This window comes from Streptomyces sp. NPDC001868, from assembly GCF_040297125.1.
In the GTDB taxonomy this organism is placed as follows: domain Bacteria; phylum Actinomycetota; class Actinomycetes; order Streptomycetales; family Streptomycetaceae; genus Streptomyces.
In genome coordinates, this window is the sequence record NZ_JBEOYO010000017.1 from 46,072 (window position 1) to 71,087 (window position 25,016).

27 protein-coding genes and 1 riboswitch are annotated in these 25,016 nt (G+C 72.2%); of the genes, 12 read left to right on the forward strand and 15 right to left on the reverse strand.

Annotated features, from left to right (window positions below):
- Positions 1–27 precede the first annotated feature (27 nt).
- The 3 genes from ABT147_RS21085 to ABT147_RS21095 form a co-directional block, all read right to left on the reverse strand.
- Entirely contained in the window at positions 28–234 is a 207-nt protein-coding gene (locus ABT147_RS21085) for a YbdD/YjiX family protein (RefSeq protein WP_351408295.1), read from the reverse strand.
- On the reverse strand, positions 231–2,393 hold the full coding sequence (locus tag ABT147_RS21090) for a carbon starvation CstA family protein (protein WP_351408297.1): 2,163 nt from the start codon (positions 2,391–2,393) through the stop codon (positions 231–233). Before ABT147_RS21090 ends, ABT147_RS21085 begins: the two co-directional genes overlap by 4 nt.
- Before the next feature lie 88 nt (positions 2,394–2,481).
- Entirely contained in the window at positions 2,482–2,694 is a 213-nt protein-coding gene (locus tag ABT147_RS21095) for a DUF3311 domain-containing protein (protein ID WP_351408299.1), read from the reverse strand.
- 177 nt (positions 2,695–2,871) lie between these two features.
- On the opposite strand from ABT147_RS21095, the gene ABT147_RS21100 reads away from it, so the two are divergent.
- From ABT147_RS21100 to ABT147_RS21120, 5 genes are all read left to right on the forward strand, one after another.
- Positions 2,872–4,431: a sodium:solute symporter family protein gene (locus ABT147_RS21100; protein ID WP_351408301.1), complete on the forward strand. Its 1,560-nt coding sequence runs from the start codon at positions 2,872–2,874 to the stop codon at positions 4,429–4,431.
- Positions 4,428–5,084: a SigE family RNA polymerase sigma factor gene (locus tag ABT147_RS21105; RefSeq protein ID WP_351408303.1), complete on the forward strand. Its 657-nt coding sequence runs from the start codon at positions 4,428–4,430 to the stop codon at positions 5,082–5,084. The genes ABT147_RS21100 and ABT147_RS21105 overlap by 4 nt, the downstream gene beginning before the upstream one ends.
- Entirely contained in the window at positions 5,081–5,389 is a 309-nt protein-coding gene (locus tag ABT147_RS21110; RefSeq protein WP_351408305.1) for a hypothetical protein, read from the forward strand. The genes ABT147_RS21105 and ABT147_RS21110 overlap by 4 nt, the downstream gene beginning before the upstream one ends.
- Before the next feature lie 175 nt (positions 5,390–5,564).
- On the forward strand, positions 5,565–7,367 hold the full coding sequence (locus ABT147_RS21115) for a glycoside hydrolase family 15 protein (RefSeq protein WP_351408307.1): 1,803 nt from the start codon (positions 5,565–5,567) through the stop codon (positions 7,365–7,367).
- A gap of 5 nt (positions 7,368–7,372) precedes the next feature.
- Positions 7,373–8,128, forward strand: coding sequence for an SDR family oxidoreductase (locus ABT147_RS21120; RefSeq protein ID WP_351408309.1), 756 nt, complete (start codon positions 7,373–7,375; stop codon positions 8,126–8,128).
- 45 nt (positions 8,129–8,173) lie between these two features.
- On the opposite strand, the gene amaP is transcribed toward ABT147_RS21120, so the two are convergent.
- From amaP to ABT147_RS21145, 5 genes are read right to left on the reverse strand one after another with little or no spacing between them, the layout of a single operon-like run.
- Positions 8,174–8,752: an alkaline shock response membrane anchor protein AmaP gene (amaP, locus tag ABT147_RS21125; RefSeq protein ID WP_351408311.1), complete on the reverse strand. Its 579-nt coding sequence runs from the start codon at positions 8,750–8,752 to the stop codon at positions 8,174–8,176.
- Between the two features lie 6 nt (positions 8,753–8,758).
- On the reverse strand, positions 8,759–9,535 hold the full coding sequence (locus ABT147_RS21130; protein ID WP_351408313.1) for a DUF6286 domain-containing protein: 777 nt from the start codon (positions 9,533–9,535) through the stop codon (positions 8,759–8,761).
- Complete coding sequence (locus ABT147_RS21135) at positions 9,532–9,906, reverse strand: Asp23/Gls24 family envelope stress response protein (protein ID WP_351408315.1); 375 nt, start codon at positions 9,904–9,906, stop codon at positions 9,532–9,534. Before ABT147_RS21135 ends, ABT147_RS21130 begins: the two co-directional genes overlap by 4 nt.
- Positions 9,903–10,088 (reverse strand): hypothetical protein, encoded by a 186-nt coding sequence (locus ABT147_RS21140; RefSeq protein ID WP_351408317.1) that lies wholly within the window; start codon positions 10,086–10,088, stop codon positions 9,903–9,905. Before ABT147_RS21140 ends, ABT147_RS21135 begins: the two co-directional genes overlap by 4 nt.
- Before the next feature lie 57 nt (positions 10,089–10,145).
- Entirely contained in the window at positions 10,146–10,631 is a 486-nt protein-coding gene (locus ABT147_RS21145) for an Asp23/Gls24 family envelope stress response protein (protein WP_351408319.1), read from the reverse strand.
- Positions 10,632–10,718: 87 nt separating this feature from the next.
- Here ABT147_RS21145 and ABT147_RS21150 point away from each other — a divergent pair, with 87 nt between their 5' ends.
- Positions 10,719–11,468: a nucleopolyhedrovirus P10 family protein gene (locus tag ABT147_RS21150; RefSeq protein ID WP_351408321.1), complete on the forward strand. Its 750-nt coding sequence runs from the start codon at positions 10,719–10,721 to the stop codon at positions 11,466–11,468.
- 12 nt (positions 11,469–11,480) lie between these two features.
- On the opposite strand, the gene ABT147_RS21155 is transcribed toward ABT147_RS21150, so the two are convergent.
- The 3 genes from ABT147_RS21155 to abc-f form a co-directional block, all read right to left on the reverse strand.
- Complete coding sequence (locus ABT147_RS21155) at positions 11,481–12,272, reverse strand: enoyl-CoA hydratase/isomerase family protein (protein ID WP_351408323.1); 792 nt, start codon at positions 12,270–12,272, stop codon at positions 11,481–11,483.
- Positions 12,273–12,399: 127 nt separating this feature from the next.
- Complete coding sequence (locus ABT147_RS21160) at positions 12,400–12,621, reverse strand: helix-turn-helix domain-containing protein (protein ID WP_006123601.1); 222 nt, start codon at positions 12,619–12,621, stop codon at positions 12,400–12,402.
- Positions 12,622–12,983: 362 nt separating this feature from the next.
- Positions 12,984–14,582 carry a ribosomal protection-like ABC-F family protein gene (gene abc-f, locus ABT147_RS21165; protein ID WP_319363826.1) on the reverse strand — a complete coding sequence of 533 codons (1,599 nt, stop codon included), beginning with the start codon at positions 14,580–14,582 and terminating at the stop codon, positions 12,984–12,986.
- A 253-nt stretch (positions 14,583–14,835) separates the two neighbouring features.
- Here abc-f and ABT147_RS21170 point away from each other — a divergent pair, with 253 nt between their 5' ends.
- Positions 14,836–15,258 carry a VOC family protein gene (locus ABT147_RS21170; RefSeq protein ID WP_351408326.1) on the forward strand — a complete coding sequence of 141 codons (423 nt, stop codon included), beginning with the start codon at positions 14,836–14,838 and terminating at the stop codon, positions 15,256–15,258.
- Positions 15,259–15,295: 37 nt separating this feature from the next.
- Here ABT147_RS21170 and ABT147_RS21175 read toward each other — a convergent pair whose 3' ends face one another.
- From ABT147_RS21175 to ABT147_RS21185, 3 genes are all read right to left on the reverse strand, one after another.
- Positions 15,296–16,546 (reverse strand): hypothetical protein, encoded by a 1,251-nt coding sequence (locus ABT147_RS21175; protein WP_351408496.1) that lies wholly within the window; start codon positions 16,544–16,546, stop codon positions 15,296–15,298.
- Positions 16,547–16,979: 433 nt separating this feature from the next.
- Positions 16,980–18,107, reverse strand: coding sequence for an alpha/beta hydrolase family protein (locus ABT147_RS21180; protein ID WP_351408328.1), 1,128 nt, complete (start codon positions 18,105–18,107; stop codon positions 16,980–16,982).
- An 88-nt stretch (positions 18,108–18,195) separates the two neighbouring features.
- The gene (locus ABT147_RS21185; protein WP_351408330.1) at positions 18,196–18,927 is read right to left on the reverse strand and encodes a class II aldolase/adducin family protein; all 732 of its coding nucleotides are present in this window, start codon (positions 18,925–18,927) and stop codon (positions 18,196–18,198) included.
- 199 nt (positions 18,928–19,126) lie between these two features.
- Between ABT147_RS21185 and ABT147_RS21190 the strand changes: the two genes are divergently transcribed.
- The 3 genes from ABT147_RS21190 (at position 19,127) to ABT147_RS21200 (ending at position 21,613) form a co-directional block, all read left to right on the forward strand.
- Positions 19,127–19,876, forward strand: a complete 750-nt coding sequence (locus tag ABT147_RS21190) for a lysozyme (protein WP_351408332.1) — start codon at positions 19,127–19,129, stop codon at positions 19,874–19,876.
- Positions 19,877–20,109: 233 nt separating this feature from the next.
- Entirely contained in the window at positions 20,110–21,360 is a 1,251-nt protein-coding gene (locus tag ABT147_RS21195) for an inorganic phosphate transporter (protein WP_351408334.1), read from the forward strand.
- Positions 21,361–21,391: 31 nt separating this feature from the next.
- Positions 21,392–21,613 (forward strand): hypothetical protein, encoded by a 222-nt coding sequence (locus tag ABT147_RS21200; protein WP_257546910.1) that lies wholly within the window; start codon positions 21,392–21,394, stop codon positions 21,611–21,613.
- A 43-nt stretch (positions 21,614–21,656) separates the two neighbouring features.
- Here the strand turns inward: ABT147_RS21200 and ABT147_RS21205 are convergent, their stop codons facing one another.
- Positions 21,657–21,968, reverse strand: coding sequence for a hypothetical protein (locus ABT147_RS21205; protein ID WP_351408336.1), 312 nt, complete (start codon positions 21,966–21,968; stop codon positions 21,657–21,659).
- 322 nt (positions 21,969–22,290) lie between these two features.
- Positions 22,291–22,420: riboswitch (cobalamin riboswitch) on the forward strand.
- Between the two features lie 107 nt (positions 22,421–22,527).
- Here ABT147_RS21205 and ABT147_RS21210 point away from each other — a divergent pair.
- Positions 22,528–23,499: a cobalamin biosynthesis protein gene (locus tag ABT147_RS21210; RefSeq protein WP_351408338.1), complete on the forward strand. Its 972-nt coding sequence runs from the start codon at positions 22,528–22,530 to the stop codon at positions 23,497–23,499.
- Positions 23,496–25,013 carry a cobyric acid synthase gene (locus ABT147_RS21215; protein WP_351408340.1) on the forward strand — a complete coding sequence of 506 codons (1,518 nt, stop codon included), beginning with the start codon at positions 23,496–23,498 and terminating at the stop codon, positions 25,011–25,013. The genes ABT147_RS21210 and ABT147_RS21215 overlap by 4 nt, the downstream gene beginning before the upstream one ends.
- Positions 25,014–25,016 lie beyond the last annotated feature (3 nt).

The window sequence follows — 25,016 nt, forward strand, 5'->3', positions numbered from 1 at the left end:
TCCGCGAATACCTGGCCCGGCGCAGTCTCAGCAGCAGCGGCCCTCCGGTTGCTCCTCCCGGCGGAGCGTTCGCAGGACGTCGTACTCCCGTCTCGTCGGTACCGGGGCCTTCGGGTGGTGGCGGCGATGGCGTTCGCAGTAGCGGTCGTACTCCGCCTCTCCCATGAGTTCCCGGAGGTACCAGCGGACGGTCCGTGCCCAGTGCCGGGCCGTGAGAGCGACGGGGGCGGTCATCGGCGGGCTCCCACCAGCTGCTTCTCGGGGTCCTCCGCGTCGATGCGCGACTCGACGTACGGGGCCTCGGTCGACGGCAGCGGGACCGGGGAGCGGACGGCGCGGACGCACACCACGGCGCAGTTGACCAGGACCGTGAGGACCAGGATCAGGAAGATCGCCATGATCACGCCGTCGACCGTGTTGTTGGTGACGATGGTGTGCATGTCGTCCATGTCCGTGGCGCCGGGCAGGAGTTCGCCCTTGCCGATGGCCGCCGCGTACTTGTCCCGCAGGGCGAAGAAGCCGATCGCGGGGTTGTCCGAGAAGATCTTCTGCCAGCCGGCGGTGAAGGTGACGGCCACGTCCCAGGCGAGCGGGATGCCGGTGACCCAGGCCCAGCGCAGCTTGCCGGACTTGATGAGCACGGTGGTGGTGACGGCCAGGGCGACGGCGGCGAGCAACTGGTTGGCGATGCCGAAGAGGGGGAACAGCTGCTTGATTCCGCCGAGGGGGTCGGTGACACCGGCGTAGAGGAAGTAGCCCCAGGCGCCGACGACGAGGGCGCTGGTGATCCAGATGCCCGGCTTCCAGGTGACGCGGCCGATCGGCTTCCAGACGTTGCCGAGCATGTCCTGAAGCATGAAGCGGCCCACGCGGGTGCCGGCGTCCACCGTGGTGAGGATGAACAGTGCCTCGAACATGATCGCGAAGTGGTACCAGAAGGCCTTCATCCCGGCGCCGCCGAAGACGCCGGCGAAGATCTCCGACATGCCCACGGCCAGGGTGGGCGCGCCGCCGGAGCGGCCGACGAGGGTCTCCTCCTCGACGGCCTTGGCCGCCGCGGTGAGCTGTTCCGGGGTGACGGTGAAGCCTAGGTTCTTGACCGCCTCGGCGGCCGTGTCGACGGTCGGGCCGAGCAGCGCGGCCGGGGAGTTCATGGCGTAGAAGAGGCCGGGTTCGAGGACGCACGCGGCGATCAGGGCCATGACGGCGACGAAGGACTCCGTGAGCATGGAGCCGTAGCCGATCATGCGGACCTGGGACTCCTTCTGGATCAGCTTCGGCGTGGTGCCGGAGGAGACCAGGGCGTGGAAGCCGGAGAGGGCGCCGCAGGCGATGGTGATGAAGAGGAAGGGGAAGAGGGACCCGGCGAAGACCGGCCCGGCGCCCGTGTGCGCGAACTCGGTGACCGACTCGGCGCGGAGGTTCGGCGCGGCGACGACGACACCCACGGCCATCAGCGCGATGGTGCCGACCTTCATGAAGGTGGAGAGGTAGTCGCGCGGGGCCAGCAGCATCCACACGGGGAGCACGGAGGCGACGAAGCCGTAGCCGACCAGGCAGAAGACCAGGGTCTCGGGGCTCCAGACGAAGTACTCGGCGAGCGAGGAGTCCTGGATCCAGCCGCCGCCGAGGATGGCGAGCAGGAGGAGGGCCACGCCGATGAAGCTGGTCTCCACGACCCGGCCCGGGCGCAGATAGCGCAGGTAGAAGCCCATGAAGAGGGCGATCGGGATGGTCATGGTGACCGAGAAGGTGCCCCAGGCGGACTCGGCGAGGGCGTTGACGACGACCATCGCGAGGACCGCGAGCAGGATGATCATGATGGCGAAGACGCCGATCAGCGCGGCGGCACCGCCGACCCTGCCGATCTCGTCGCGGGCCATCTGGCCGAGGCTCTTGCCGTCCCGGCGCATGGAGAGGAAGAGGACGATCATGTCCTGCACCGCGCCGGCGAAGATCACGCCCGCGATGATCCAGATGGTGCCCGGCAGATAGCCCATCTGGGCCGCCAGCACCGGTCCGACCAACGGACCCGCGCCGGCGATGGCCGCGAAGTGGTGGCCGAACAGCACCCGCTTGTCGGTGGGGTGGTAGTCGACACCGTCTTCGAGGCGTTCCGCCGGGGTGGCCCGGGTGTCGTCGACCTGGAGGACCCTGCGGGCGATGAACCGCGAGTAGAAGCGGTAGCCGATCGCGTACGAGCCGAGGGCCGCCATCAGCAGCCAGACGGCCGAGATCTCCTCGCCCCGGGACAGCGCGAGCACGGCCCAGCCGATCGCGCCGACGAGGGCGACGGCTATCCAGAGCGCGATCGACTTCGGTGACATCTTCTGGGACATACGGGACTTCTCCGGCCCCTCATGACCGGATTCGGGCATGGCTGAGGTGGACATGGCGGCTCCTGACATCAACGGTGTGCGGCAGAGGACGAGGTGAAGCAGAGGACGGGTGTGAAGCGGCGGCAAAGGAGGGAAGTGCGGCTCAGCGATGTCGGTCCGTCAGCGCGTACGCGGCGAGCAGGCAGAGCGCGCATCCCGGGACCCAGGCGAGCTGGTACCAGTAGAAGAACGGCGTGCCCGCGAGCCGTGGCTCCGCGTCGGCGTACCAGGGGACCCAGAGCAGTCCGGCGGCGGGGGCGAGGAGCAGGACGGCGGTCGCGACGCGCCGTAGCCGCTGGTGAGCGGTCCGTGCCATGGGCCGTGCTCCTCTCCCGATCGCTGTGGGTCTGTGCAAGAGTTGCCCACCCGCCGGATCCGGTTGACAGCGAATTCCGGAAGATTCCCCGAAGATTTCCCGCCGATCCGTGTCCTCCGAACCGGCCGTCCACGCAACCAACACGCGAGGGCCCAGGCACACCAAGGACGGTGACCCATGGCGGACGCTGCCATGACCGCGACGTTTCTCGCCGTGATCGGCGGAGCGTCGCTGCTCGCCGTCACCGCGCGCCGGCTGCGCCCCACCGACCGGCTGCCCTCGCTGGAGAGCTGGGCGCTGGCCGACCGGAGCCTCGGCCCGGTGTGGACCTGGCTGCTGCTCGGCGGCACGATCTTCACCGCGTACACCTTCACCGCCGTGCCCGGCCTCGCGTACGGCAACGGGGCGCCCGCCTTCTTCGCGGTGCCGTACACGGTGATCGTCTGCCCGCTGGCCTTCGTGCTGCTGACCCGGCTGTGGGAGGTGGCCCGGCGGCACGGCTATGTGACGGCCGGGGACTTCGTGCGCGGGCGGTACGGTTCGGCGCCGCTCGCCCTGGTGGTGGCGCTGACCGGGATCCTCGCGACGATGCCGTATCTGGCCCTGCAACTGCTCGGCATCCGGGCGGTGCTGACGGCCGGGGGCGTGTATCCGAAGGGCGGCGCGGCCGGTGACCTGGTGATGGTCGCGCTGTTCGCGGGGCTCGCGGTGGCGACGTACCGGCACGGGCTGCGGGCGCCCGCCGTGATCTCGGCGCTGAAGGCGGTGGCCGTCTTCGTGTCGCTGACCGCCGTGTGCTGGCTGGTGCTGGAACGGTCCGGCGGTCCGGGCGCGGTCTTCGACGGGGCGGCGGCGCGGCTGAGCGGCACCGGCGTCGAGGAGTCCGCCCTCCTGCTGGCCCCCGAGCAGCAGCCCGCCTACGCCACCCTCGCGCTCGGCTCGGCGCTAGCCCTGCTGATGTACCCGCATGTCCTCACCGCCGGGTTCGCCGCCGACGGGCCACGCACGGTCCGCAAGGTCGCCGTGGCACTGCCCGCCTGGACGGGACTCCTGGCCCTCTTCGGTTTCCTCGGCATCGCGGCGCTCGCGGCCGGGGTACGGGCGCCCGAGGGCGGTGCCGAGGCGGCGGTGCCGATGCTGGTGGACCGGCTGATGCCGGGGCCGCTGGCCGGACTGGTGTTCGGCGCGATCACCGTGGGCGCGCTGGTCCCGGCGGCGGTGATGTCGATCGCCGCCGCCACCGGCTTCGTCCGCAATGTGTATGTCGAGTACTTCCAGCCCACCGCCACGCCCAAGCGGCAGGTGCGGATCGCCAAGGTGGTGTCGCTGACCGCGAAGGTGGGGGCGGTGGCGTTCGTGTTCGGGCTGCGCGACCAGGACGCCATCAACCTCCAGCTCCTCGGCGGGGTGTGGATCCTGCAGATCTTCCCGGCGGTGGCGGTCGGGCTGTTCACCGGGCGGCTGCATCCGCGGGCACTGCTCGCCGGGTGGGGTGTGGGCATGGTGACCGGCACGTTCCTGGTGGTGCGCGAGGGGTTCTCGTCCATCGTGCTGCTGGGCGGCGGCTCGCTGGAGATCTACGCCGGTCTGCTCGCCCTCCTGCTCAATCTGACCGTCGCCGTCCTCGGCACCACGGTCCTCGAACGGCTCGGCGTCCCGCGCGGCGCCGACGCGACCGACCTACCGTCCCGCCTGACCGTCAGGCGGCGCCCCGAGACGGGAGCGAGCAACCCGTGAGACGCAGACAGCACATGCGTGTGCCGGTGCCCCCGGCGGCTACGGCGGCTACGGCACCCGTGACCGCCGAGCCCCCGGGCCGGATACCGGCCCCGGCCGCCGCCGAGCCGCTGATCCCGAACCCCGCCCTGCCGCCGGGCGCGCTCGGCGATCCCGCCGACGTGGAGCGCGAGGCGGGGGTGGCCCGGCTGTTCGAGCTGCACTACTCCTCGATGCTGCGGCTCGCGGTCCTGCTGGGCGCCGACGATCCCGAGAACGTGGTGGCCGAGGCGTACTACCAGATCTACCGCAAGTGGCGGCGCCTGAGGGACGCCGAGGCGGCGGAGGCGTACCTGCGGTCGACGGTCTGCAATCTGACCCGGATGCGGATACGGCACCTCCAGGTCGCCCGCAAGCATGTGGAGACCCCGGCGGCGGAGGAGCCGGTCGCCTCCGCCGAGAGCACCGCGCTGCTCCACGACGACCAGCGGGTGCTGATCGGCGCGCTCCAGCAACTGCCCGCCCGGCAGCGGGAGGCGCTCGTGCTGCGCCACTGGCTCGGGCTGAAGGAGAGCGAGATCGCGGCCGCGATGGGGATCTCCTGCGGCTCCGTCAAGACCCACACCGCACGCGGCCTCGCCGCCCTCACCCAGGCGATGGAGGCCCGGCGATGAACGACACCACCGGGAACGACACGACCGGCAACGACACCGGTCAGGACCGTACCGAGCGGGAGTTGGCGTCGGCGCTCGCGGCGCTGGCGGGGGGTGTGCACGCGGCGCCGGACGCGTACCGGACGGCGCGGGGGGACTGGCTCCGCCGTGAGCGGCGTCGGCGGTTGGTGCTGGCCGTCCTGGTGCTGGTGGTCTTCGCCCTCGCCACGATGATCGGCCTCTGGGTCCTCAACCAGGCCCCGTCCAGTTCGGGGGTGATCTTCTCGGGGGTGGGAGGGACTACGGCGGGAGCCGGGCCGGGGTGACGGCGCGGTACCGATGGGGGTGCCATCGCCGTGCGCGTCCGCGGGCCCGTGCGTGGCCGGTCGCGCAGTTCCCCGCGCCCCTGGAAATCGGGCTTCGCCCTCTTTCCCCGTCCCCGTCCCCGGCGCACCCGGATCCGGCGGACTGATCACCCCCCGCTCCGGGAACCCGTCCCCCGTGCACCCCCACATCGAGGACTACGCCCTGATCGGCGATCACCAGACGGCAGCGCTGGTGGGTCGCGACGGTTCCATCGACTGGCTCTGTCTGCCGCGCTTCGACTCGGCCGCCTGCTTCGCCGCGCTGCTCGGCGACGAGGAGAACGGGCACTGGCGGATGGCGCCCGCGGAGGGCGGGACCTGTACCCGGCGGGCGTACCGGCACGACTCGCTCGTCCTCGACACCGAATGGGAGACCGACGAGGGCACGGTGCGGGTGACCGACCTGATGCCGCAGCGGGACCGCGCGCCCGATGTCGTACGGATCGTCGAAGGCCTCAGCGGTCGCGTCACCGTGCGCAGTACGCTCCGTCTCCGTTTCGACTACGGCTCGGTCGTGCCGTGGATGCGCAGGTCGGACGGCCACCGGGTGGCGGTCGCGGGCCCGGACTCGGTGTGGCTGCGCAGTGAACCCCGGGTGCGGTCGTGGAGCGAGGACCGGGCCACGTACGCGGAGTTCACGGTGGAGCCGGGCGAGAAGGTCGCGTTCGTCCTGACCTGGCACCCCTCGCACGAACCCCGCCCCCGCCTCGTCGACCCGTACGAGTCGCTGCGGTCGAGCCTCCACGACTGGCGGGCCTGGGCGGCGCGCTGCCGGTACACCGGCCCGCACCGGGACACCGTGGTCCGCTCCCTGATCACCCTCAAGGCCCTCACCTACGCCCCGACCGGCGGCATCGTCGCGGCCGCCACCACCTCCCTGCCCGAGGAGATCGGCGGCGTCCGCAACTGGGACTACCGCCACTGCTGGCTGCGCGACTCCACCCTCACCCTCGGCGCCCTGCTGTCCTGCGGCTACCAGGAGGAGGCCGAGGCCTGGCGCGACTGGCTGCTCCGCGCGGCGGCGGGCGACCCGGCCGACCTGCAGATCATGTACGGCCTGGCCGGTGAGCGCCGTATCCCCGAGTACGACCTGCCCTGGCTGTCGGGCTACGCGGACTCGCGCCCGGTCCGGGTCGGCAACGACGCCGTACGGCAGTTGCAGCTGGACGTGTACGGCGAGGTCATGGACTCCGTGTTCGTGTCCCGGCGTTCGGGCCTGCCGGACAAGCCGGACATGTGGCGGATGCAGTGCGCGCTGATGGAGTATCTGCGGACGGCTTGGCGGAAGCCGGACGAGGGGCTGTGGGAGGTGCGCGGGCCGCGCCGCCACTTCACCCACTCGAAGGTGATGTGCTGGGTGGCCGCCGACCGCGCCGTGCGCACCCTGGAGGACGACCCGACGTTGACCGGCGGCGACCGGGACGGCTGGCGGGCGCTGCGCGACGAGATCCACCGCGAGGTCTGCGACCGGGGCTACGACGCCGAACGCAACACCTTCACCCAGTCGTACGGCTCCCGTGAACTCGACGCCGCGCTGCTGCTCATCCCCCTCATGGGCTTCCTGCCGCCGGACGACCCCCGGGTGATCGGCACGGTCGACGCGATCCGCGAGGAGCTGGGCCACGAGGGGCTCGTCCGCCGCTACAGCGCCGACCACCTCACGGCCGCGAGCGGCTCCGTCGACGGACTGCCGGGCGGCGAGGCCACGTTCCTCGTCTGCTCGTTCTGGCTGGCGGACGCGCTGCATCTGACCGGCCGTACGAAGGAGGCGCGGGCGCTGTTCGAACGGCTGGTGGGGCTGGTCAACGACGTGGGGCTGCTCGCGGAGGAGTACGACCCCGTCGCGGGCCGGCAGCTCGGGAACTTCCCGCAGGCGTTCAGCCATGTCGGTCTCGTGGGCACCGCCCTCGCCCTCTTCGACGGGGACGAGGCAGGATAGGGGCCATGGATCTTGGGCTGAAGGACCGTGTCTACATCGTCACCGGGGCGACCCGCGGACTGGGCAACGCGATCGCGCGGGAACTCGTCGCCGACGGCGCGAAGGTGGTCGTCACGGGCCGCGAGGAGGAGAGCGTGGGTGCGGCGGCCGCCGTGCTCGGGGCGAACGCGCTGGGGGTCGCCGCGGACAACGCGGACCCCGAGGCCGCCGCGCGGCTGATCGGCGCCGCCCGTGAGCGCTTCGGCGGGTTCGACGGCATCCTCATCAGCGTGGGCGGTCCGGCGCCGGGGTTCGTCGCCGACAACACGGACGAGCAGTGGACCGCCGCGTTCGAGTCGGTGTTCCTGGGGGCGGTCCGGCTGGCGCGGACCGCGGCCGAGGAGCTCGGTGAGGGGGGCGTCATCGGGTTCGTGCTGTCCGGGTCCGTGCACGAGCCGATCCCGGGGCTGACCATCTCGAACGGGCTGCGGCCGGGGCTGGCCGGGTTCGCCAAATCGCTGTCCGACGAGTTGGGGCCGCGCGGGATTCGGGTGGTGGGTCTGCTTCCCGCCCGGATCGACACGGACCGGGTGCGGGAGCTGGACGGGATGTCGGCGGATCCGGAGGCGACGCGGGCGGCGCACGAGTCGCGGATTCCGTTGCGGCGGTACGGACGGCCGGAGGAGTTCGGGCGGGCGGGGGCGTTCTTGTTGTCTCCGGCCGCGTCCTATCTGACGGGGATCATGCTGCCTGTGGACGGTGGGATGAGGCACGGGTTCTGACGGTCGATGGCCGAGCGCGGGTCGATGGCCGAGTGCGGGCGGCTTTCAACTCACCCTTTCCGCACCGTGCTTGGCCCCCCGCAGTCTGACCTCCGCCGGTAGCGCAGCCAGGCCCGCCGAATCCCTGGCGTGGGCCAGCGCCTCCGTCGTCAGGGTCTGGAGCGCGTCGCCCGGGTTCACATGGGGCTGGAGGAGGAGACGGACTCTGGCCTCGGGGGCGTTGCGGCGGCCGGTCAGGTGGGCGTGGGCCCGTTCGACGCCGTCCGCCTCGGCCGCCTCGGTGGTGAGGACGCCCTCCAGCGCGCGCCCCCTCAGCAGGGCGCCCTCGCCGTCGCCGGTGTCGACGAGCACCTCGGCGAGGCGGTGGCGGCGCAGGACCGCGGTCAGCCACCACAGGGCGAGCAGGACCAGGACGGCGAGCACGGCGATGACGGTGGGCCACCACCAGCCGGAGTCACGCCAGCGCGTCCGGTCGGCATCGCTGAGCAGCACGTCGTTCCGGCTGTCGTGCGGCCACCAGGAGGGCGGGTCCACGCCGAGTCCCACGGCGAGGACGGAGCCGCCGAGCACGACCAGGACGAGCCCGGCGAAGCCGAGCAGCACCCGGTTGACGATCCTCAGCATCGTGTCTCATCCCTTCCGGCCGGGCCGGCGTACATGCACCGCCAGGGCGGGCGGCCGGGACAGGCCGAGCCCCCGGATGCCGTCGGCGAGCGTGACGTCGAGGTCGGCCCGTACGTCGTCGAGTTCCCGGAAGTGGGACACCGCGCGGACGTCGATCTTCTTCCGTCCCGCCCGGACCCGTACGGATCGCACCCCGGACACCTCCATGGCCCGGTCGCGCAGGGCCAGTGCGGCGGCGCCCCGGTGCAGTCCGGCCCGGACCCGGGGGTGGACGCGCCGCATCGGCAGGACGTCGCGCAGCCCGGGGGTCGCGGCGAGCAGGAGCAGCCAGAGGCCGAGGAGCACGGCGATCCCGGCGCCGACGAGCACCCAGATGTCGTCGAGGGGCCGCTCGGCGAGCTCCCGGGCCAGCGAACGGCGCCATGCCATCGCGGGCCGGTCGGCACGCACGGCGACGACGTCGTACAGGAGGAGGCCCGCGCCCGCGAGGAGCAGGACCGCGAGGATGCCCGCGGGGATTCTGCGCGCGGACCAGAAGCGTTTCTCGCCGCCGTTCTCGCCGTCGAGGACCGGCAACGGGTCGTAGACGGCGGCGGACGCCGACTGGTCCGGTTCGTGGCCGGCCGCCGCCCTGCCGCCGGCCGGCGCCCCGGCCGTGTCGTCGGTCTTCTCGGCGGTCCGCGCGGCGGCCTTGCCCCCGGCCTCGTCGGCAGGCTGGTCGGCGGCCTTCTCGATGACGGGTAGTCGCTGAGTGGTGCCTTCGGAGCGCTGGGGTTCGCTCATCGCGTCCTCCCCTGTGCCACGTCGTGTGCGTGCGTCGGATGCAGCCGTTCCACCTGGACGGCCACCTCCGACACGTGCATTCCCGCCAACGTCCCTACCCGCTCGGTGACATGACGACGCACCGCAGCGCATTGGCCACCGATGTCCGAGGGGTAGGGGAGCCCGAGACTGACCCGGACGCGCGCGGTCTCGCGCAGCACGACGACGGTGGCGTTCGGGGGCGCGGAGTCGCGCGTCGGCGCCACCAGTGCCTCGCGCGCCGCCTGCGCGGCGATCTTCGCGACCACCCGTTCGGCGATCCGGGTCGCCCCGCGCTCACCGGACGGAACGGCCCTCGTCTCTGTGGGACGGCCGCTGTCCACCGGGTTCATCGGCGTCGGTGGTCACGCGAACGGAAGAAGTCGCCCAGCTCCAGGTCCCCCTCCAGGAACCGGCCGACGACGAAACCGACGGCGCCCAGCGCGGCCACCAGCAGAAAGGCACCGAAGCCGCCGAAGTACCCGGCGAAGCCCAGCGCCATCCCGGCGATCATGCCGATCATGGCCAAGCTCATCCTGCGCTCCTAGGAACTCGGACTCCTGACATGGGGGGGGTGGGGCCCAGGCTCCGCTCACTGCAGCCGGGACTCCGGCTCGTCGTCCTCCTCGTCCGGCAGCTTCACATCGCTGACCGCGATATTGACCTCGACGACCTCCAGGCCGGTCATCCGCTCGACGGCCGCGATGACGTTCTCGCGCACATCGCGGGCCACATCGCTGATGGAGACCCCGTAGTCGACGACGATCTCCAGGTCCAGCGCGGTCTGCACCTCGCCGACCTCGACCTTCACGCCCCGGGTCGCCGCCTTCGTGCCACCGGGCACCCGGTCCCGCATGGCCCCGAAGGTCCGTGACAGACCGCTGCCCATGGCATGCACGCCCACCACTTCCCGCGCGGCGAGCCCGGCGATCTTCTCGACGACACCGTCGGCGATGGTCGTACGCCCCCGGGCCGCCGGATCGCCGCCACCGCGCCGGGTGGTCTTCCGCCCGACGTCCGTCGTCTCCTTGGTGGTGGCGGGCCCTTCCGTCCGGTTCCGCTCCGTCATGTCAGTCATGCCGTACGTCCCTTCCGGTCGTCCCCCTCAGACCCACAGTAAGCGCGGTTGCCGCGCGGCGCGCCGGGGATGCGGCACGCTGGAGGAATGACGGCGGACGGTTGGACGAGAGCGGTACGTCAGCAGCTCCGGCTGGGCCGGGTGCTCCCCCTGGGCGGCCCGCACGACGGCGCGTGGATCACGGAGAGCGCGGCCCGGGCGGCACTGCGCCACACGGCCGCCTCGCTGCGCGGGGTCGTCCTGGGCACCCTGCGCATCGCACCGGCCGACCCGGACGGCTCCCACGGCTCCCCCGGCACCGCGGTCCCCGCTCCGCCGAGCGCCCTTCCGCCCGGCCCCCTGCGCATCACGGCCGACTTCGTCGCCTACGCGGGCTCGTCCGCCGAGCCCATCCCGGTCACGGCGGCCCGCCTCCGCACGGCCCTCTCCGCCACGGCCACGGAGGGCCTCGGACTGACAGTGACGGAGATCGACCTCCGGGTGACACACCTGCTGGAGGACGTGGCGGACGAGGAGCAGCCCACCTACCCGGCCCCCGAGTCCCCGCCCACCGCCACGCCTCCGCCCACCGGCGACGACGAGAACGCCCGCGCCGCCGCCGCGGCCCTCTCGGTCCCCGGTGTCACCCACCTCACCGCCACCCTCGGCCGCCCCCATGCGACAGGGCCCGCCCTCCCCCGCCGCCATCTCCTCGTGGAACTGGCGGTGACGGAGGACAGACGGGCCCTGGACGTGGCACGCGACGTACGCGCAGCGGTGAGCGAGGCCCTGCCGGGCCACCCGTCGGTGGCGGTACTGGTCGCCTCGGTCGTTCCTGCCGCGGGTCGGTACGGCTAGCGGCCTGCCGGGCTACTCCCCCGCTCCCGCGAGGTCCCGCAGCCGCCGGGCCTGCGAGGCCCGCTCCGCCGCCCGCTGCTCGTCGTACGAACGACCTACCGCTCCGCGCAGCAGTGTCTTCGTCTCGATCACGGCATCCCGTGGCGCGGCGACCAGCGCGGCCGCGAGGTCCCGTACGGCGTCGTCGAGCTGGTCGACGGGCACGGCGAGGTTGGCGAGGCCGACCCGCTGGGCCTCGTCCGCCTGGACGAAGCGGCCGGTGAGGCAGATCTCCAGCGCGCGGGCGTATCCGACGAGGCCCACCAGCGGATGCGTGCCGGTGAGGTCGGGCACGAGCCCGAGGCTGGTTTCGAGCATGGCGAACTGCACGTCGTCGGCGACGACGCGCAGATCACAGGCGAGGGCAAGCTGGAAGCCCGCACCGACGGCGTGCCCCTGCACGGCGGCGATGGACACGATGTCGTTGCGCCGCCACCAGGTGAACGCCTCCTGGAACTCGGCGATGGTCGCATCGAGCCCGGCGTCGTCACGGCGCGCGAGATCGATGAACGACGGCTCCCCCTCGATGCCTTCGGGCGTGAACATCTGCCGGTTGAGGCCGGCGGAGAACGATTTGCCCTCGGCACGCAGCACGACCACACGGACGGAGCCCGGCACCGACCGCCCGGCCTCGGTGAGCGCCCGCCACAGAGCGGGGCTCTGCGCGTTGCGCTTGGCCGGATTGGTCAGCGTCACCGTGGCGATCGCGTCGTCGACGGTGAGCCGTACGCCATCCTTGTCGAGCAGCGGTTCGAGCGAAGCCATGGGGCGCCTCCGATGAGTGCGGTCAGCAGAGCGATGAAGCATTGCTAAGTGACTGCACAGTAACCACCCGGCCGATCAGTCGACCGACCGGGTGGCCACCATCGAAGCCGATGGGCCGCCCGGCGCGTCAGGCCGAGGCGGCCTTCTTGCCCCGCGTCGCGCCGCCACGCCCTCGGAGCGTGACGCCCGACTCGCTGAGCATCCGGTGTACGAAGCCATACGAGCGGCCGGTTTCCTCGGCCAGTGCCCGAATGCTCGCACCGGAGTCGTACTTCTTCTTCAGGTCTGCCGCGAGCTTGTCGCGCGCGGCGCCGGTAACCCGGCTGCCCTTCTTCAGAGTCTCGGCCACCCGGTCCTCCTCATGGGAAGTGCGCTCTGGTCTCCTCATGATCACCCCTCCGGGGCGTGATGGCCACCCATTCGGCAAGGTCCGTGAGACAAGGTTTTGACGACAGGAGCGCGTCCCCACAAGCGGAACCTGTAACTCCGCCCGGTGTCGTCCGTACACCCGAACGGGTTGTTCTGAGAAGTGCCAGGTCAGAGACGCACGACGGCCGAGCCCTTCGTGGAGAAGGGCTCGGCCGTGAAATCGATGTACGACACACCTCGGTACGAGGAGATCTCACACAGATGATGGATCACGGATGGGCCGAATGATCCATAGGCTGTTGATCAACCCATTCGATCAAGCTGTCGGCCGCGTCATCCGGCTCAGGCGAGCGCGACCAGGTCCGCGTAGTCCGCGCCCCAGAGGTCCTCGACGCCGTCCGGCAGCAGGATGATCCGCTCGGGCTGGAGCGCCTCGACCGCGCCCTCGTCGTGGGTGACGAGGACGACCGCGCCCTTGTAGGTGCGCAGCGCGCCGAGGATCTCCTCGCGGCTGGCGGGGTCGAGGTTGTTGGTGGGCTCGTCGAGCAGGAGGACGTTCGCGGAGGACACCACCAGGGTCGCGAGCGCCAGACGGGTCTTCTCGCCGCCGGAGAGGACCCCGGCGGGCTTGTCGACGTCGTCGCCGGAGAACAGGAACGAGCCGAGCGTCTTGCGGATCTCGACCAGGTCCAGGTCCGGGGAGGCGGAGCGCATGTTCTCCAGGACCGTGCGCTCCGGGTCGAGGGTCTCGTGCTCCTGCGCGTAGTAGCCGAGCTTGAGGCCGTGGCCCTCGATCACCTCGCCGGTGTCGGGCTTCTCGACGCCGCCGAGGAGGCGCAGGAGGGTGGTCTTGCCGGCGCCGTTGAGGCCGAGGATGACGACGCGGGAGCCCTTGTCGATGGCCAGGTCGACGTCGGTGAAGATCTCCAGCGAGCCGTACGACTTCGACAGGCCCTCGGCGGTGAGCGGGGTCTTGCCGCAGGGCGCGGGCTCGGGGAAGCGCAGCTTGGCGACCTTGTCGGAGACCCGGACCGCGTCGAGGCCTGCGAGCAGTCGGTCGGCGCGCTTGGCCATGTTCTGCGCGGCGACGGTCTTGGTGGCCTTGGCGCGCATCTTGTCGGCCTGCGAGTGCAGCGCGGCGGCCTTCTTCTCGGCGTTCTGCCGCTCGCGCTTGCGGCGCTTCTCGTCGGCCTCGCGCTGCTGCTGGTAGAGCTTCCAGCCCATGTTGTAGACGTCGATCTCGGCGCGGTTGGCGTCCAGGTAGAACACCTTGTTGACGACCGTCTCGACCAGGTCGACGTCGTGGGAGATCACGATGAAGCCGCCGCGGTAGGTCTTGAGGTAGTCCCGCAGCCAGACGATCGAGTCGGCGTCGAGGTGGTTCGTCGGCTCGTCGAGGAGGAGGGTGTCCGCGTCGGAGAAGAGGATCCGGGCCAGCTCGATACGGCGGCGCTGACCGCCGGAGAGGGTGTGCAGCGGCTGGCCGAGCACCCGGTCGGGCAGGTTGAGCGCGGCGGCGATGGTGGCGGCCTCGGCCTCGGCGGAGTACCCGCCCTTGGTGAGGAACTCCGTCTCCTGGCGCTCGTACTGCTTGAGCGCCTTCTCCCGGGTCGCGCCCTGGCCGTTGGCGATGCGCTGTTCGTTGTCGCGCATCTTGCGGATCAGGACGTCGAGGCCGCGCGCGGAGAGGATGCGGTCGCGGGCGAGGACGTCGAGGTCGCCGGTGCGGGGGTCCTGCGGGAGATAGCCGACCTCGCCGGAGCGGGTGATGGTGCCGCCGGCCGGGATACCCTCACCGGCCAGGCATTTGGTGAGGGTGGTCTTGCCGGCGCCGTTGCGGCCGACCAGGCCGATGCGGTCGCCCTTGGCGATGCGGAAGGTGGCGGACTCGATGAGGACGCGGGCACCGGCGCGCAGCTCGACGGCGGAGGCGGAGATCACGGACAGGCTCCAGGGCGGATCGGGGTGGCGGGTGGGCGGCTGAGGACGTTCCCGCCGTCTAATGCGCGAGGAGAATGGCCATGGGCCGATTCTAACTGGGGGCAGCAAGCGGTTTTCCGCCCGTGTGACAAGGGATCACGTGGTCTCGGTCACCGGTGCGCCGGGCTCCGGCCGGTCCGTTCGCTCGGCAGGGCGTTGTCAGTGGTGGGTGCAAAACTGAGCAGCGGGTCGTATTCCGGACGACGGAGAGGTCGTGATCGGTATGACAGGCAGGAGCGACGGACGCCCCAGCGTCTATCCGACGCTGCTGTACGCGGACGCCAAGGCCGCCATCAGGCAGCTCACGGAGGCCCTGGGCTTCACCGAGCTCTCGGTGTACGAGGGCGAGGACGGGGTGGTGCAGCACGCCGAGCTGACGCAGGGCAACGGCGCGGTGATGGTCGGCTCCAAGGGCAGCGGCAGCGTCTTCGACGGCGCGATGAAGGGCGCGGGGCCCACCGGGGTGTACGTCGTCGTGGACGACGTGGACGCCCACCACCGGCGGGCCGTGGAGCACGGCGTGGAGATCCTGACGCCCCCGACGGACCAGGACTACGGCTCGCGGGACTACATGGCCCGGGACGCCGAGGGCAACATCTGGAGCTTCGGCACGTACGCCCCCGAGATAGGCGGCTGACGCCCGCCCCGGTTCCGTGCGGCCCCGAGTGTCCCGGTCAGCTGCCTCCGGTGTGCACCTGGAAGGCGGCGCGGCGGACGGCCTTGGCGAGGGCCGGGTCGGGGTGGGCGGCGGCGAGGGCGACCAGGACCTGGACGGTGCGGGGGTGGCCGACCGCGCGGACCTCGGCGAGCAGCGCGGGGACCGTGGGCTGCACCGCGGACTCCAGATGCCGTACGAGGAGGGGGGCCTCGCCGTGGTCGGCGACGGCGGCCGCGGTGTCCACCCAGAGCCAGGTGGACTCCTCGCGGGTGAGGACCTCGTGGGCGTCCTCGGGGTCGGCGCCGTCGTGCTCGGCGAGCCAGAGCAGGGCGTAGGGGCGCAGCGGGGTCTCGTCGCAGACCGTGCGGACGTCGGGTTCGGCGGGGGCGCCGACGACGCGCAGCGCCTCGAAGGCGAGGCCGCGGATGAGGGCGTCCTCGCCGCGGGCGGCGTTGATGAGTTCGGTGACGGCGCCGCCGACGGGGCGGGCGGCGAGCCAGGCGCGGTATTCGGCGCGGGCCGCGTTCGGGCGGAGCTGAGCGCAGCCTCTGAGCATGTCCTCGGCGGAGACCTCGATGTTCCCGGCGGGGCTCTGCGCGGCGACGCAGATCTGCTCCAGCTTGACCCAGACCGCCCAGCTGCCGAGGGGGGTGAGGGTGGCCTGGGCGTCGCCGTAGGTGAGGGCGCCGACGGAGGCGAGGGCGCGCAGGGACCAGTCGAGGAGGGGGGCGAGGGGGGTGTCCTCGGTGCTGGGTTCCGGGCCGGCCTCGGGCTGGGGGCCGTAGGGGACCTCGCAGCGTTCGGTGCGCAGTTCGGTGACCCGCTGGTCCAGGAGGTCGAGGAGCTGCTCCACGGGGACGGGCCCGGCGGAGAGCTGGAGGAAGGAGAGCACCTGGGGCATGGCCGAGACGACCTCGGCGACGGCCGCGGGCTCCCGGTCCTCGGGCTCGGGGTAGGCGATGGACCAGGCGTCGAAGAACGCGACCCAGCCGCGCAGTACGGCGCTGTCGTCGCGGTGCCAGGCGCGCAGCCGCCAGCCGGGGCGCGCGCTGTCGCCGTGCACCTCGACGAGTCCGGCCAGCCGTGCCGTGTCCCAGTCGTGGCGGACCTGATCCGGGGTCAGCCCGAGGTCGGCCGCGGCCCGTTCGGCGGTCGCGGTGGAGAGGGTGCCCTTGCCGTCGGGGCTCCCGCTCTCGCGGCCGGGGCGCAGGGCGGCATCGGCCCAGTGGGCGACGCGGGCCGCGTCCGCCAGGACGGCGCGGGCCATGCGGGCGAGTTCCACGGGCGGCGGGGTGCCCTCCGGGGGCCGGGGAGCCGGTCGGCGGCGCTGGGTCACTGCTGCTCGGGGAGCGGCGGCCAGGGTTCGCGGGCTGACAAGTCGGAGCCTGGAGTCGCGCGGAGTACGGGACGTCACGGGGGCAGTCTTCCGGTTGACGGTCCGAAAACCCAAACGGAATGTCACAGCGGGCGACAGGGGTGGCCAACGCACGGGTCCCTCCGGGGGGACATGGGTGGGTATCGCCTTGGTTCGGCACTAAGCGGAATGGGCCCTACCTGTCTGGGGTGGGCCCGGATTCGTTCGCCCCCGCCGCCCCTACCCGTCCCATCCCCGGGGCTCCGCCCCGGACCCCGCTCCTCAAACGCCGGAGGGGCTGAGTATGCCGGAGGGGCTGAGAGGTTTCCGCGAACGTCTACATCAGCTACATCAGCGGGGTCAGGAAGCGGCGCAGGGTCTCTTCGTAGGCTGTGGGGTCCGCGTTCCACATGGCGCCGTGCGGGGCGTGGCGGACCGTGCGGAGGGTGACCCGGTCGGGGCGGAGGGCGGCGAGGCGGCGGGAGGGGCCCCAGGGGGCGACGGTGTCGTCGGGGCCGTGGAAGAGCAGGGTCGGCGCCCTCAGCCCCGAGGGGACTGCCTCCTGGCCGGCGGGGCCGGCGCGCAGTCCGGTGCGGCCCTGGGCGGCGCGGACCGCGAGGGGCAGCAGGGCGCCGGGGGTGCGGCGGGCGGCGGCGAGGGCGCGCAGGGTGGCCGTCCAGTCGAGGACCGGGGAGTCCAGGACGAGTCCGGCGACGCGGTCGCGCAGCGCGGAGTGCGTGGCGGCGCGCAGGGCCATGGTGGCGCCGGTGGACCAGCCGTGCAGGACGACCCGCTCGGCGCCGGACCTGACGGCGTACCGGACGGCCGCGTCGACGTCGCGCCACTCGGTCTCGCCGAGGTGGCCCAGGCCGTCCGGGGAGCGGGGTGCGCCGGGGTCGCCGCGGTAGGCGAGGGCGAGCACCGGGAAGTGGTGGCGGTGCAGGAACTCCATGACGTTCATGGTGTGTTCGCGGGTGGCTCCGAGGCCGTGCACGGCGATCACCCAGGTGTCCCGGGCGGCGGGCACGAACCAGGCGGGCAGGGTGCCGAGTTCGCCGGGGATCCCGATGTCGTCGTGGTCGAGGCCGAGGGCGGTCCGCGGGTCGCCGAGGTGGAGCCAGGGGGTGAGCCGGACCTTGTCCCCCGGCTCCAGGGTGCCGTGGGTGACGCGCTCCAGACGGCGCACGACCGTGTCGGGGGCGTGCGGGGCGCCGTCCAGGACGTTGCCGACGACCGCGTGGGAGCCGGTGCCGGTGAGGCCGTAGGTGCCGGGACGCTGGGAGGCGAAGGCCCGGGTCAGCGCGATACGGCCGGCGGCGGTGGAGTGCACGGTCAGCCGGGGTTCCGTGGGCAGCGGTTCGCCCGGCGGCGCCTTCAGCGCGACATCGCTCGCCAGCCGGCCCGCGGCGACACTGGCCGCGCCGGCCGCGAACGCGACTCCGACGGCGGCGACTGCTGCTTTGACTGGACCCACGGGACCAGTGTCCTGGCGGACTCCGTCGGGGGCCAGTGGGCGGGGGTGACGGGGGTGACGGCAGTGCGGACCTGGTGCCGGAGGCGCCTCACCCCGGCTGGCCGTACCCCCGGAGCCGTTCGCCCGCCTCGCTCAGCTGTTCGCCGGTGAGCAGGTGCGGGGCGAGGCCCGGGACCGAGGAGGCCGTCAGCCAGACCCTGCACATCCATTCGAGCTGGGTCGTGCGGTCGTAGGCCTCGGAGAGCGTGTTCCCGTAGGCCATCGTGCCGTGGTTCTGGAGGAGGCAAGCCGTGCGTTCCGTCAAGGCACGGAGCATGTTCTCGGCCAACTCGGGGGTGCCGTAGGTCGCGTAGGGAGCGACGCGGACGGGTCCGCCGAGGGCCGCGGACATGTAGTGGATCAGCGGCAGCTCGTCCACGAGGGTGGAGACGGCCGTCGCGTGGACGGCGTGGGTGTGGACGACGGCACGGGCGTCGGTGGTGGTGTGGATCGCCAGATGCATGGGGAGTTCGCTCGTCGGGCGGAGCGTGCCGAGGACCTGCCGGCCGGAGAGGTCCACGCCCGTCACGTCGTCCGGGGCCAGGCGGTCGTACGGCACTCCCGTCGGTGTGACCAGGACGGTGTCCCCGACGCGTACGGACACGTTGCCGGAGGTGCCGACGACCAGACCGTCGGCCACCGTCCGGCGGGCCGTCGCGACGAGTTCGTCCCACGCGCGCGCCACGTCGTCCGGCACGCCCCGCCGCCGTACGGTTCGCGCACCCCGAGAATCCCCACCCGCGTCCCGCTCGTCCCGGGTGCCGCTCCGCTGCTCAGCCATGCCGTGATCCTGCCAGGCGGATCGCGTCGCCGGGTCCCGGGCGCGGGCACTGCAGGACCGAGAGCGGGCCTCCGGAAGAGCCCATGTACGCATACATCGCCCGGTGTTGGTGATTGGCCGGTGATCGACCGGGATTCGGTGATCTTCCAGTAGCCTCCGGATGTTTTGTCGCACAAACAGCCATTCCGGGGGGAAACCAATGGCCCGAACTCTTCAGCCGTCCCGTCGTCGCAACCGCGCCTTCGCCGCCTCCGTCGCGGCACTCGCCCTGGGGGGAACCGCGCTCGCCGAGATCCCCGTCTCGGCCGCCGCCAAGCCCAAGGGGCACGACGTCTCCTCGCACCAGAAGAAGGTCGACTGGTCGAGCGCGAGGTCGAAGGGCGCCGAGTTCGTCTACGTCAAGGCGACCGAGTCCACCACCTACCGCAACCCGTACTTCGGCCAGCAGTACGACGGCTCGCGCGGCGCGGGCCTGATCCGCGGCGCGTACCACTTCGCGGTGCCGAACCGGTCGTCCGGCAAGGCCCAGGCCCGCTACTTCGTCGACAACGGCGGCGGCTGGCGCGCGGACGGCCGGACGCTGCCGCCGGCCCTCGACATCGAGTACAACCCGTACGACAAGAAGAAGAAGTGCTACGGACTGAGCGACAGCCGGATGGTCGGCTGGATCGCGTCGTTCAGCGACGAGGTCAAGCGCCTCACGGGCCGCCGTCCGGTGATCTACACGACCACGCACTGGTGGAAGACCTGCACCGGCAACAGCGCGGCCTTCGGCCGGAACCACGCGCTGTGGCTGGCCCGGTACGACTCCTCGGGGGCCGGGGAGCTCCCGGCGGGGTGGAAGTTCTGGACGATCTGGCAGTACGACAACGGCAGCGGGAGCCTGCCGGGTGACCAGAATCTCTTCAACGGCTCGACGGGCCGGCTGAAGGAGTTCGCCAAGGGGTGACGCACCGAGGGGCGCGGGTGTCCGCCGAGGGGCGAAGAGCCACCGGACCTCGGCATTCCGCCTCAGTTCGAACGCCAGGCCGCCGCTCCGTCGAGCTCGACACATCCGCCGACACACAAGCGGAACGGCGGCACCGCATTCACTACACCCCCGCGCCCGTCCCAGTTCATCTTCCGTTCACCCAGGTTGCCTACGGTCCACGTGCCACTGACATCCAAAAGAAGACCGGGTAAATGGAAAACTTCTCGCTGATCCTCGCGATCGTGGTCATCACCGCGCTTGCGTTCGATTTTACGAACGGTTTCCACGACACCGCCAACGCGATGGCCACCACCATCTCGACCGGCGCCATGAAGCCCAAGGTCGCGGTGGCCATGTCCGCCGTGCTCAACCTTGTCGGCGCGTTCCTTTCGATAGAGGTCGCCAACACCATCTCCAAGGGGCTCGTCGACGAGTCCGGCATACAGCCAGAGGTCATATTCGCGGCGCTCGTGGGCGCCATCCTCTGGAACCTGCTGACCTGGCTCGTCGGGCTCCCCTCCAGTTCCTCGCACGCCCTGATGGGTGGCCTCATCGGCGCCACCATCGCCTCGGTCGGCGTCGGCTCGGTCCACGGTGACGTGCTCGTCACCAAGGTGCTGATCCCCGCCGTCGCCGCCCCGCTGGTCGCCGGTGTCGCGGCGCTGCTCGCCACCCGGCTGACGTACCGGCTCGGACGGCACACCAGCGAGAAGGCCTCCGGCAAGGGCTACCGCGCCGGACAGATCGCCTCCGCCGGTCTGGTCTCGCTGGCCCACGGCACGAACGACGCCCAGAAGACGATGGGCATCATCACCCTCGCCCTGGTGGCCGGCGGCGCCCTCGCGCCCGACTCCGACCCGCCGGTGTGGGTCATCGTCTCCGCCGGCGCGGCCATCGCCCTCGGCACCTACCTCGGCGGCTGGCGCATCATCCGCACGATGGGCAAGGGCCTGACCGACCTCCAGCCGCAGCAGGGCTTCGCCGCCCAGACCAGCGCGGCCACGGTCATCCTGGCCTCCTCGCACCTCGGTTTCTCGCTCTCCACCACGCACTCGGTCTCCGGTGCCGTGATGGGCGCGGGCCTCGGCCGCAAGGGCGGGGTGGTCCGCTGGTCCACCGCGACCCGGATGTTCGTCGCCTGGGGTCTGACGCTGCCGGCCGCCGCGCTGGTCGCCGCGCTCGCCGAGTGGGTGACGTCCTTCGGCAGCTGGGGCACCGCCGTCGTCGCGGTCTTCCTCGTCGCCTCCAGCGCCGCGATCTGGGTGGTCTCACGCCGTGAGGTCATCGACCACACCAACGTGAACGACGCCGAGGAGTCGCCGGGCGTGGTGACCACGGCGATGGCGGCCGTGACACCGCCGCCGGCCGGCACCGTGACCGAGGACCTCACGGCGACCATCCCGGCCCCCGCCGCCGAGACCACGGCCTCCGCGAACGCGTCCACGCCGACGCCCGCCGTCTGAGCCCCGCGACCCCCTGAGGAAGATCACCACCATGCACATCGACTGGGCAGCCCTCGGCTCCGTCTTCGGAGTCAGCCTCGTGGTCACCGTGGCCCTCGTCGGCCTCTTCACCCTGGGCATCGTCGGCCTCTCCAAGCGGGAGGAGGCGTCGACCCGGGGCGACTCGGTGGCGCTCGCGACCACCGGGGCGTACGTCTGCTTCGCGCTGTGCGCGGCGGCAGTGGCGTACGGCATCTCGCTCATCATGACCTGAGCCCGGAAGTCCCACGGCCCTTCGGGGCCGTGGGGCGGCCTCGTCAGCGGTGGTGCGGCCTTCGGGGCCGCGCCTCCCCCAGCGCCCGGTTCAGGACCCGGAGCCGTTCCGTGACCGGGGTCAGTCCCCACCACAGGCCGGCCCCGGCGGCACCGAGGACGGTCACCACCAGCCAGACCAGGGCCCGCACATCACCGCCCGGCACCAGAAGCCCGGCCAGGGCGCCCGCTCCGACGGACAGCACGCCCATCACGGAGCAGAAGAGAGCCAGTGGGGCGGCCTCGGTCACCCGTTCTCGCCAGGCGTCCGACTTCCCCGTGCGTGCCGAGGCGGTTCCCCTCGCTCGGTCTGCCATGTGCGCACCTCCCGTCCCCCGGGCGGAACTTCACGATCCGCCCGCTCCCGGGTCCACAAGCCCCGCCAGAAAACCACACCACGGCGCGTAGCGGTAGACGAGCAGCGCGTCACTGTGTGAGTTCGCGTCACGAACCATGACGCGCTCGGCCCGGCGGCCACTTCCTGTCGTTCCCTCAGGTGTTCCCGGCCCGGGCATCGGGGAAGAGCGCGGAAGGAGCCGATTCGGGTGTCTGACGGGATTTCGGCGGTGTGGGCCTCAGCACACCGCTGCGCCGCAGGTCAACAGCAAGTTGACGGGTCTTCCGGGGGCGTGGTGGACTGCCGGGGCCATGTACGACGGCAGGAGAGGAAGCCGGTGCGAGTCCGGCGCGGTCCCGCCACTGTCACCGGGGGAGCTTCTCGAAGCCCTTCCCGGGAGCCAGGAACTCTCGCCGTCGGTCTCGTCGAACCAGGGCGTGGACACCCTGAGTGAGGACACATCGCCATGTGCGCCATGCGCGGCTGCCCGTCGGGGCTCGACGCCCGGTCCCTGCCCGACCCCGTGAACGGCTGAACCGATGCGTGCCGATCGCGTGTTCGCGTACGGCGCCGCCGCCGGACTTCTCGGTGATCTGCTGCTGGGCGATCCGCGCCGGGGGCATCCGGTCGCCGCGTTCGGGCGGGCCGCCGGTGCCGTGGAGCGGGTGCTGTGGCGGGACCACCGGGGGTGGGGCGCGCTGCACACCGCGGTGTGCGCGGGCGGCGCCGTGGCGCTGGGAGCCGCCGCCGCGTCCGCCGTACGGCCGTCGCGTACGGCCTCCGTCGCCCTGACCGCCGCCGCCACCTGGGCCGTTGTCGGGGGGACCTCGCTCGGGCGCGAGGCTCGGGCCGTCGGGCGGTACTTGGAGTCCGGGGATCTTGAGGGCGCTCGTGCCCGGTTGCCTCATCTGTGCGGGCGGGATCCGCAGGCGCTCGACGCGGACGGGATCGCGCGGGCCGTCGTGGAGTCCGTCGCCGAGAACACCTCCGACGCGGTGGTGGGGGCGCTCGTGTGGGGGGCCGTCGCGGGTGTGCCCGGGCTTGTGGGGTTCCGGGCCGTCAACACGCTGGACGCCATGGTCGGGCACCGGTCGGAGCGGTATCGGCGGTACGGCTGGGCCTCCGCGCGGCTCGACGATGTCGTGGGCTGGCCGGGTGCCCGGCTGACCGCGATGCTGGCCGCCGCCGTCGGCGGGGACGCCCGGGGTGCCGTACGGGCCTGGCGGGCGGACGCGGGGAAACATCCGAGTCCCAACGCGGGGCCGGTGGAGGCGTCGTTCGCGGGGGCGCTCGGAGTGCGATTGGGGGGCACGTTGTCGTACGGGGGGCGGGTCGAGCATCGGCCGGTGCTGAATGGGGAGGGGCGGGCCGTCGTCGTGGGGGACATCGAGCGGGCTGTGCGGCTGTCCCGGCGGGTGAGTTGGCTCGCGTTGGGGGTCGGTGCGGGTGCGGCGGTGCTGCGGGGGCGCGTCGCGGGGCGCTCGGCGCGGCGGTCGAGGAGTCAGGGATGAGTGGCGGGCTGTTGGTCGCCGGGACGACCTCCGATGCCGGGAAGAGTGTCGTCACCGCCGGGATCTGTCGGTGGCTGGTGCGGCAGGGCGTCAAGGTCGCGCCGTTCAAGGCGCAGAACATGTCGCTCAACTCCTTCGTGACGAAGGAGGGCGCGGAGATCGGGCGGGCCCAGGCCATGCAGGCGCAGGCCTGCCGGGTGGAGCCCACCGCGCTCATGAACCCCGTGCTGCTGAAGCCCGGGGGTGAGCGCAGCAGTCAGGTGGTGCTGCTGGGCAAGCCCGTCGGGGAGATGAGTGCGCGCGGGTACCACGGCGGACGGCAACAGCGGCTGCTCGGGACCGTGCTGGAGTGTCTCGCCGAGTTGCGGAGCACGTACGACGCGGTGATCTGTGAGGGGGCCGGCAGCCCCGCCGAGATCAATCTCCGGCGCACCGACATCGTCAACATGGGGATCGCCCGGAACGCCGGGCTTCCCGTGCTCGTCGTCGGCGACATCGACCGTGGGGGCGTGTTCGCGTCCTTCTTCGGGACCGTCGCGCTGCTCTCGCCCGAGGACCAGGCGCTCGTCGCCGGGTTCCTCGTCAACAAGTTCCGGGGCGACGTCTCCCTGCTGGAGCCGGGGCTCGACATGCTGCACGGGCTCACCGGACGGCGGACGTACGGGGTGCTGCCGTTCCGGCACGGGCTCGGCATCGACGAGGAGGACGGACTGCGGGTCTCGCTGCGCGGGACGGTCCGGGAGTCGAACGTCGCGCCGCCCGTCGGGGAGGACGTGCTGCGGGTCGCCGTGTGCGCGGTCCCGCTGATGTCCAACTTCACCGATGTGGACGCGCTCGCCGCCGAACCCGGTGTCGTCGTACGGTTCGTGGACCGGGCCGAGGAACTGGCCGACGCCGACCTCGTGGTCGTACCGGGGACCCGGGGCACCGTCCGGGCGCTGGAGTGGCTGCGGGAGCGGGGCCTCGCTGACGCCGTCCTGCGACGTGCGGCGGAGGGGCGGCCGGTGCTCGGGATCTGCGGCGGGTTCCAGGTGCTCGGGGAGCACATCGAGGACGACGTCGAGAGCCGGCGGGGGCGGGTGGAGGGGCTGGGAGTCCTTCCCGTCCGGGTGCGGTTCGCCGAGGAGAAGACGCTGACGCGGCCCGTCGGTGAGGCCCTCGGGGAGCGGGTCGAGGGGTACGAGATCCATCACGGGGTCGCCGAAGTGCTGGGCGGGGAAGCCTTCCTGGACGGCTGTCGGGTCGGGCAGACCTGGGGCACGCACTGGCACGGGTCGCTGGAGTCGGACGGGTTCCGGCGGGCCTTCCTGCGCGAGGTGGCCGCCGCTTCGGGGCGCCGTTTCGTACCGGCCGCCGACACCTCGTTCGCCGCGCTGCGCGAGGAGCAGTTGGACCGGCTCGGCGATCTGATCGAGGAACACGCGGACACGGACGCGCTGTGGCGGCTCATCGAGTCGGGGGCGCCGGCGGGGTTGCCGTTCGTGCCGCCGGGGGCGCCGGGGGTGCCCGGATGAGGG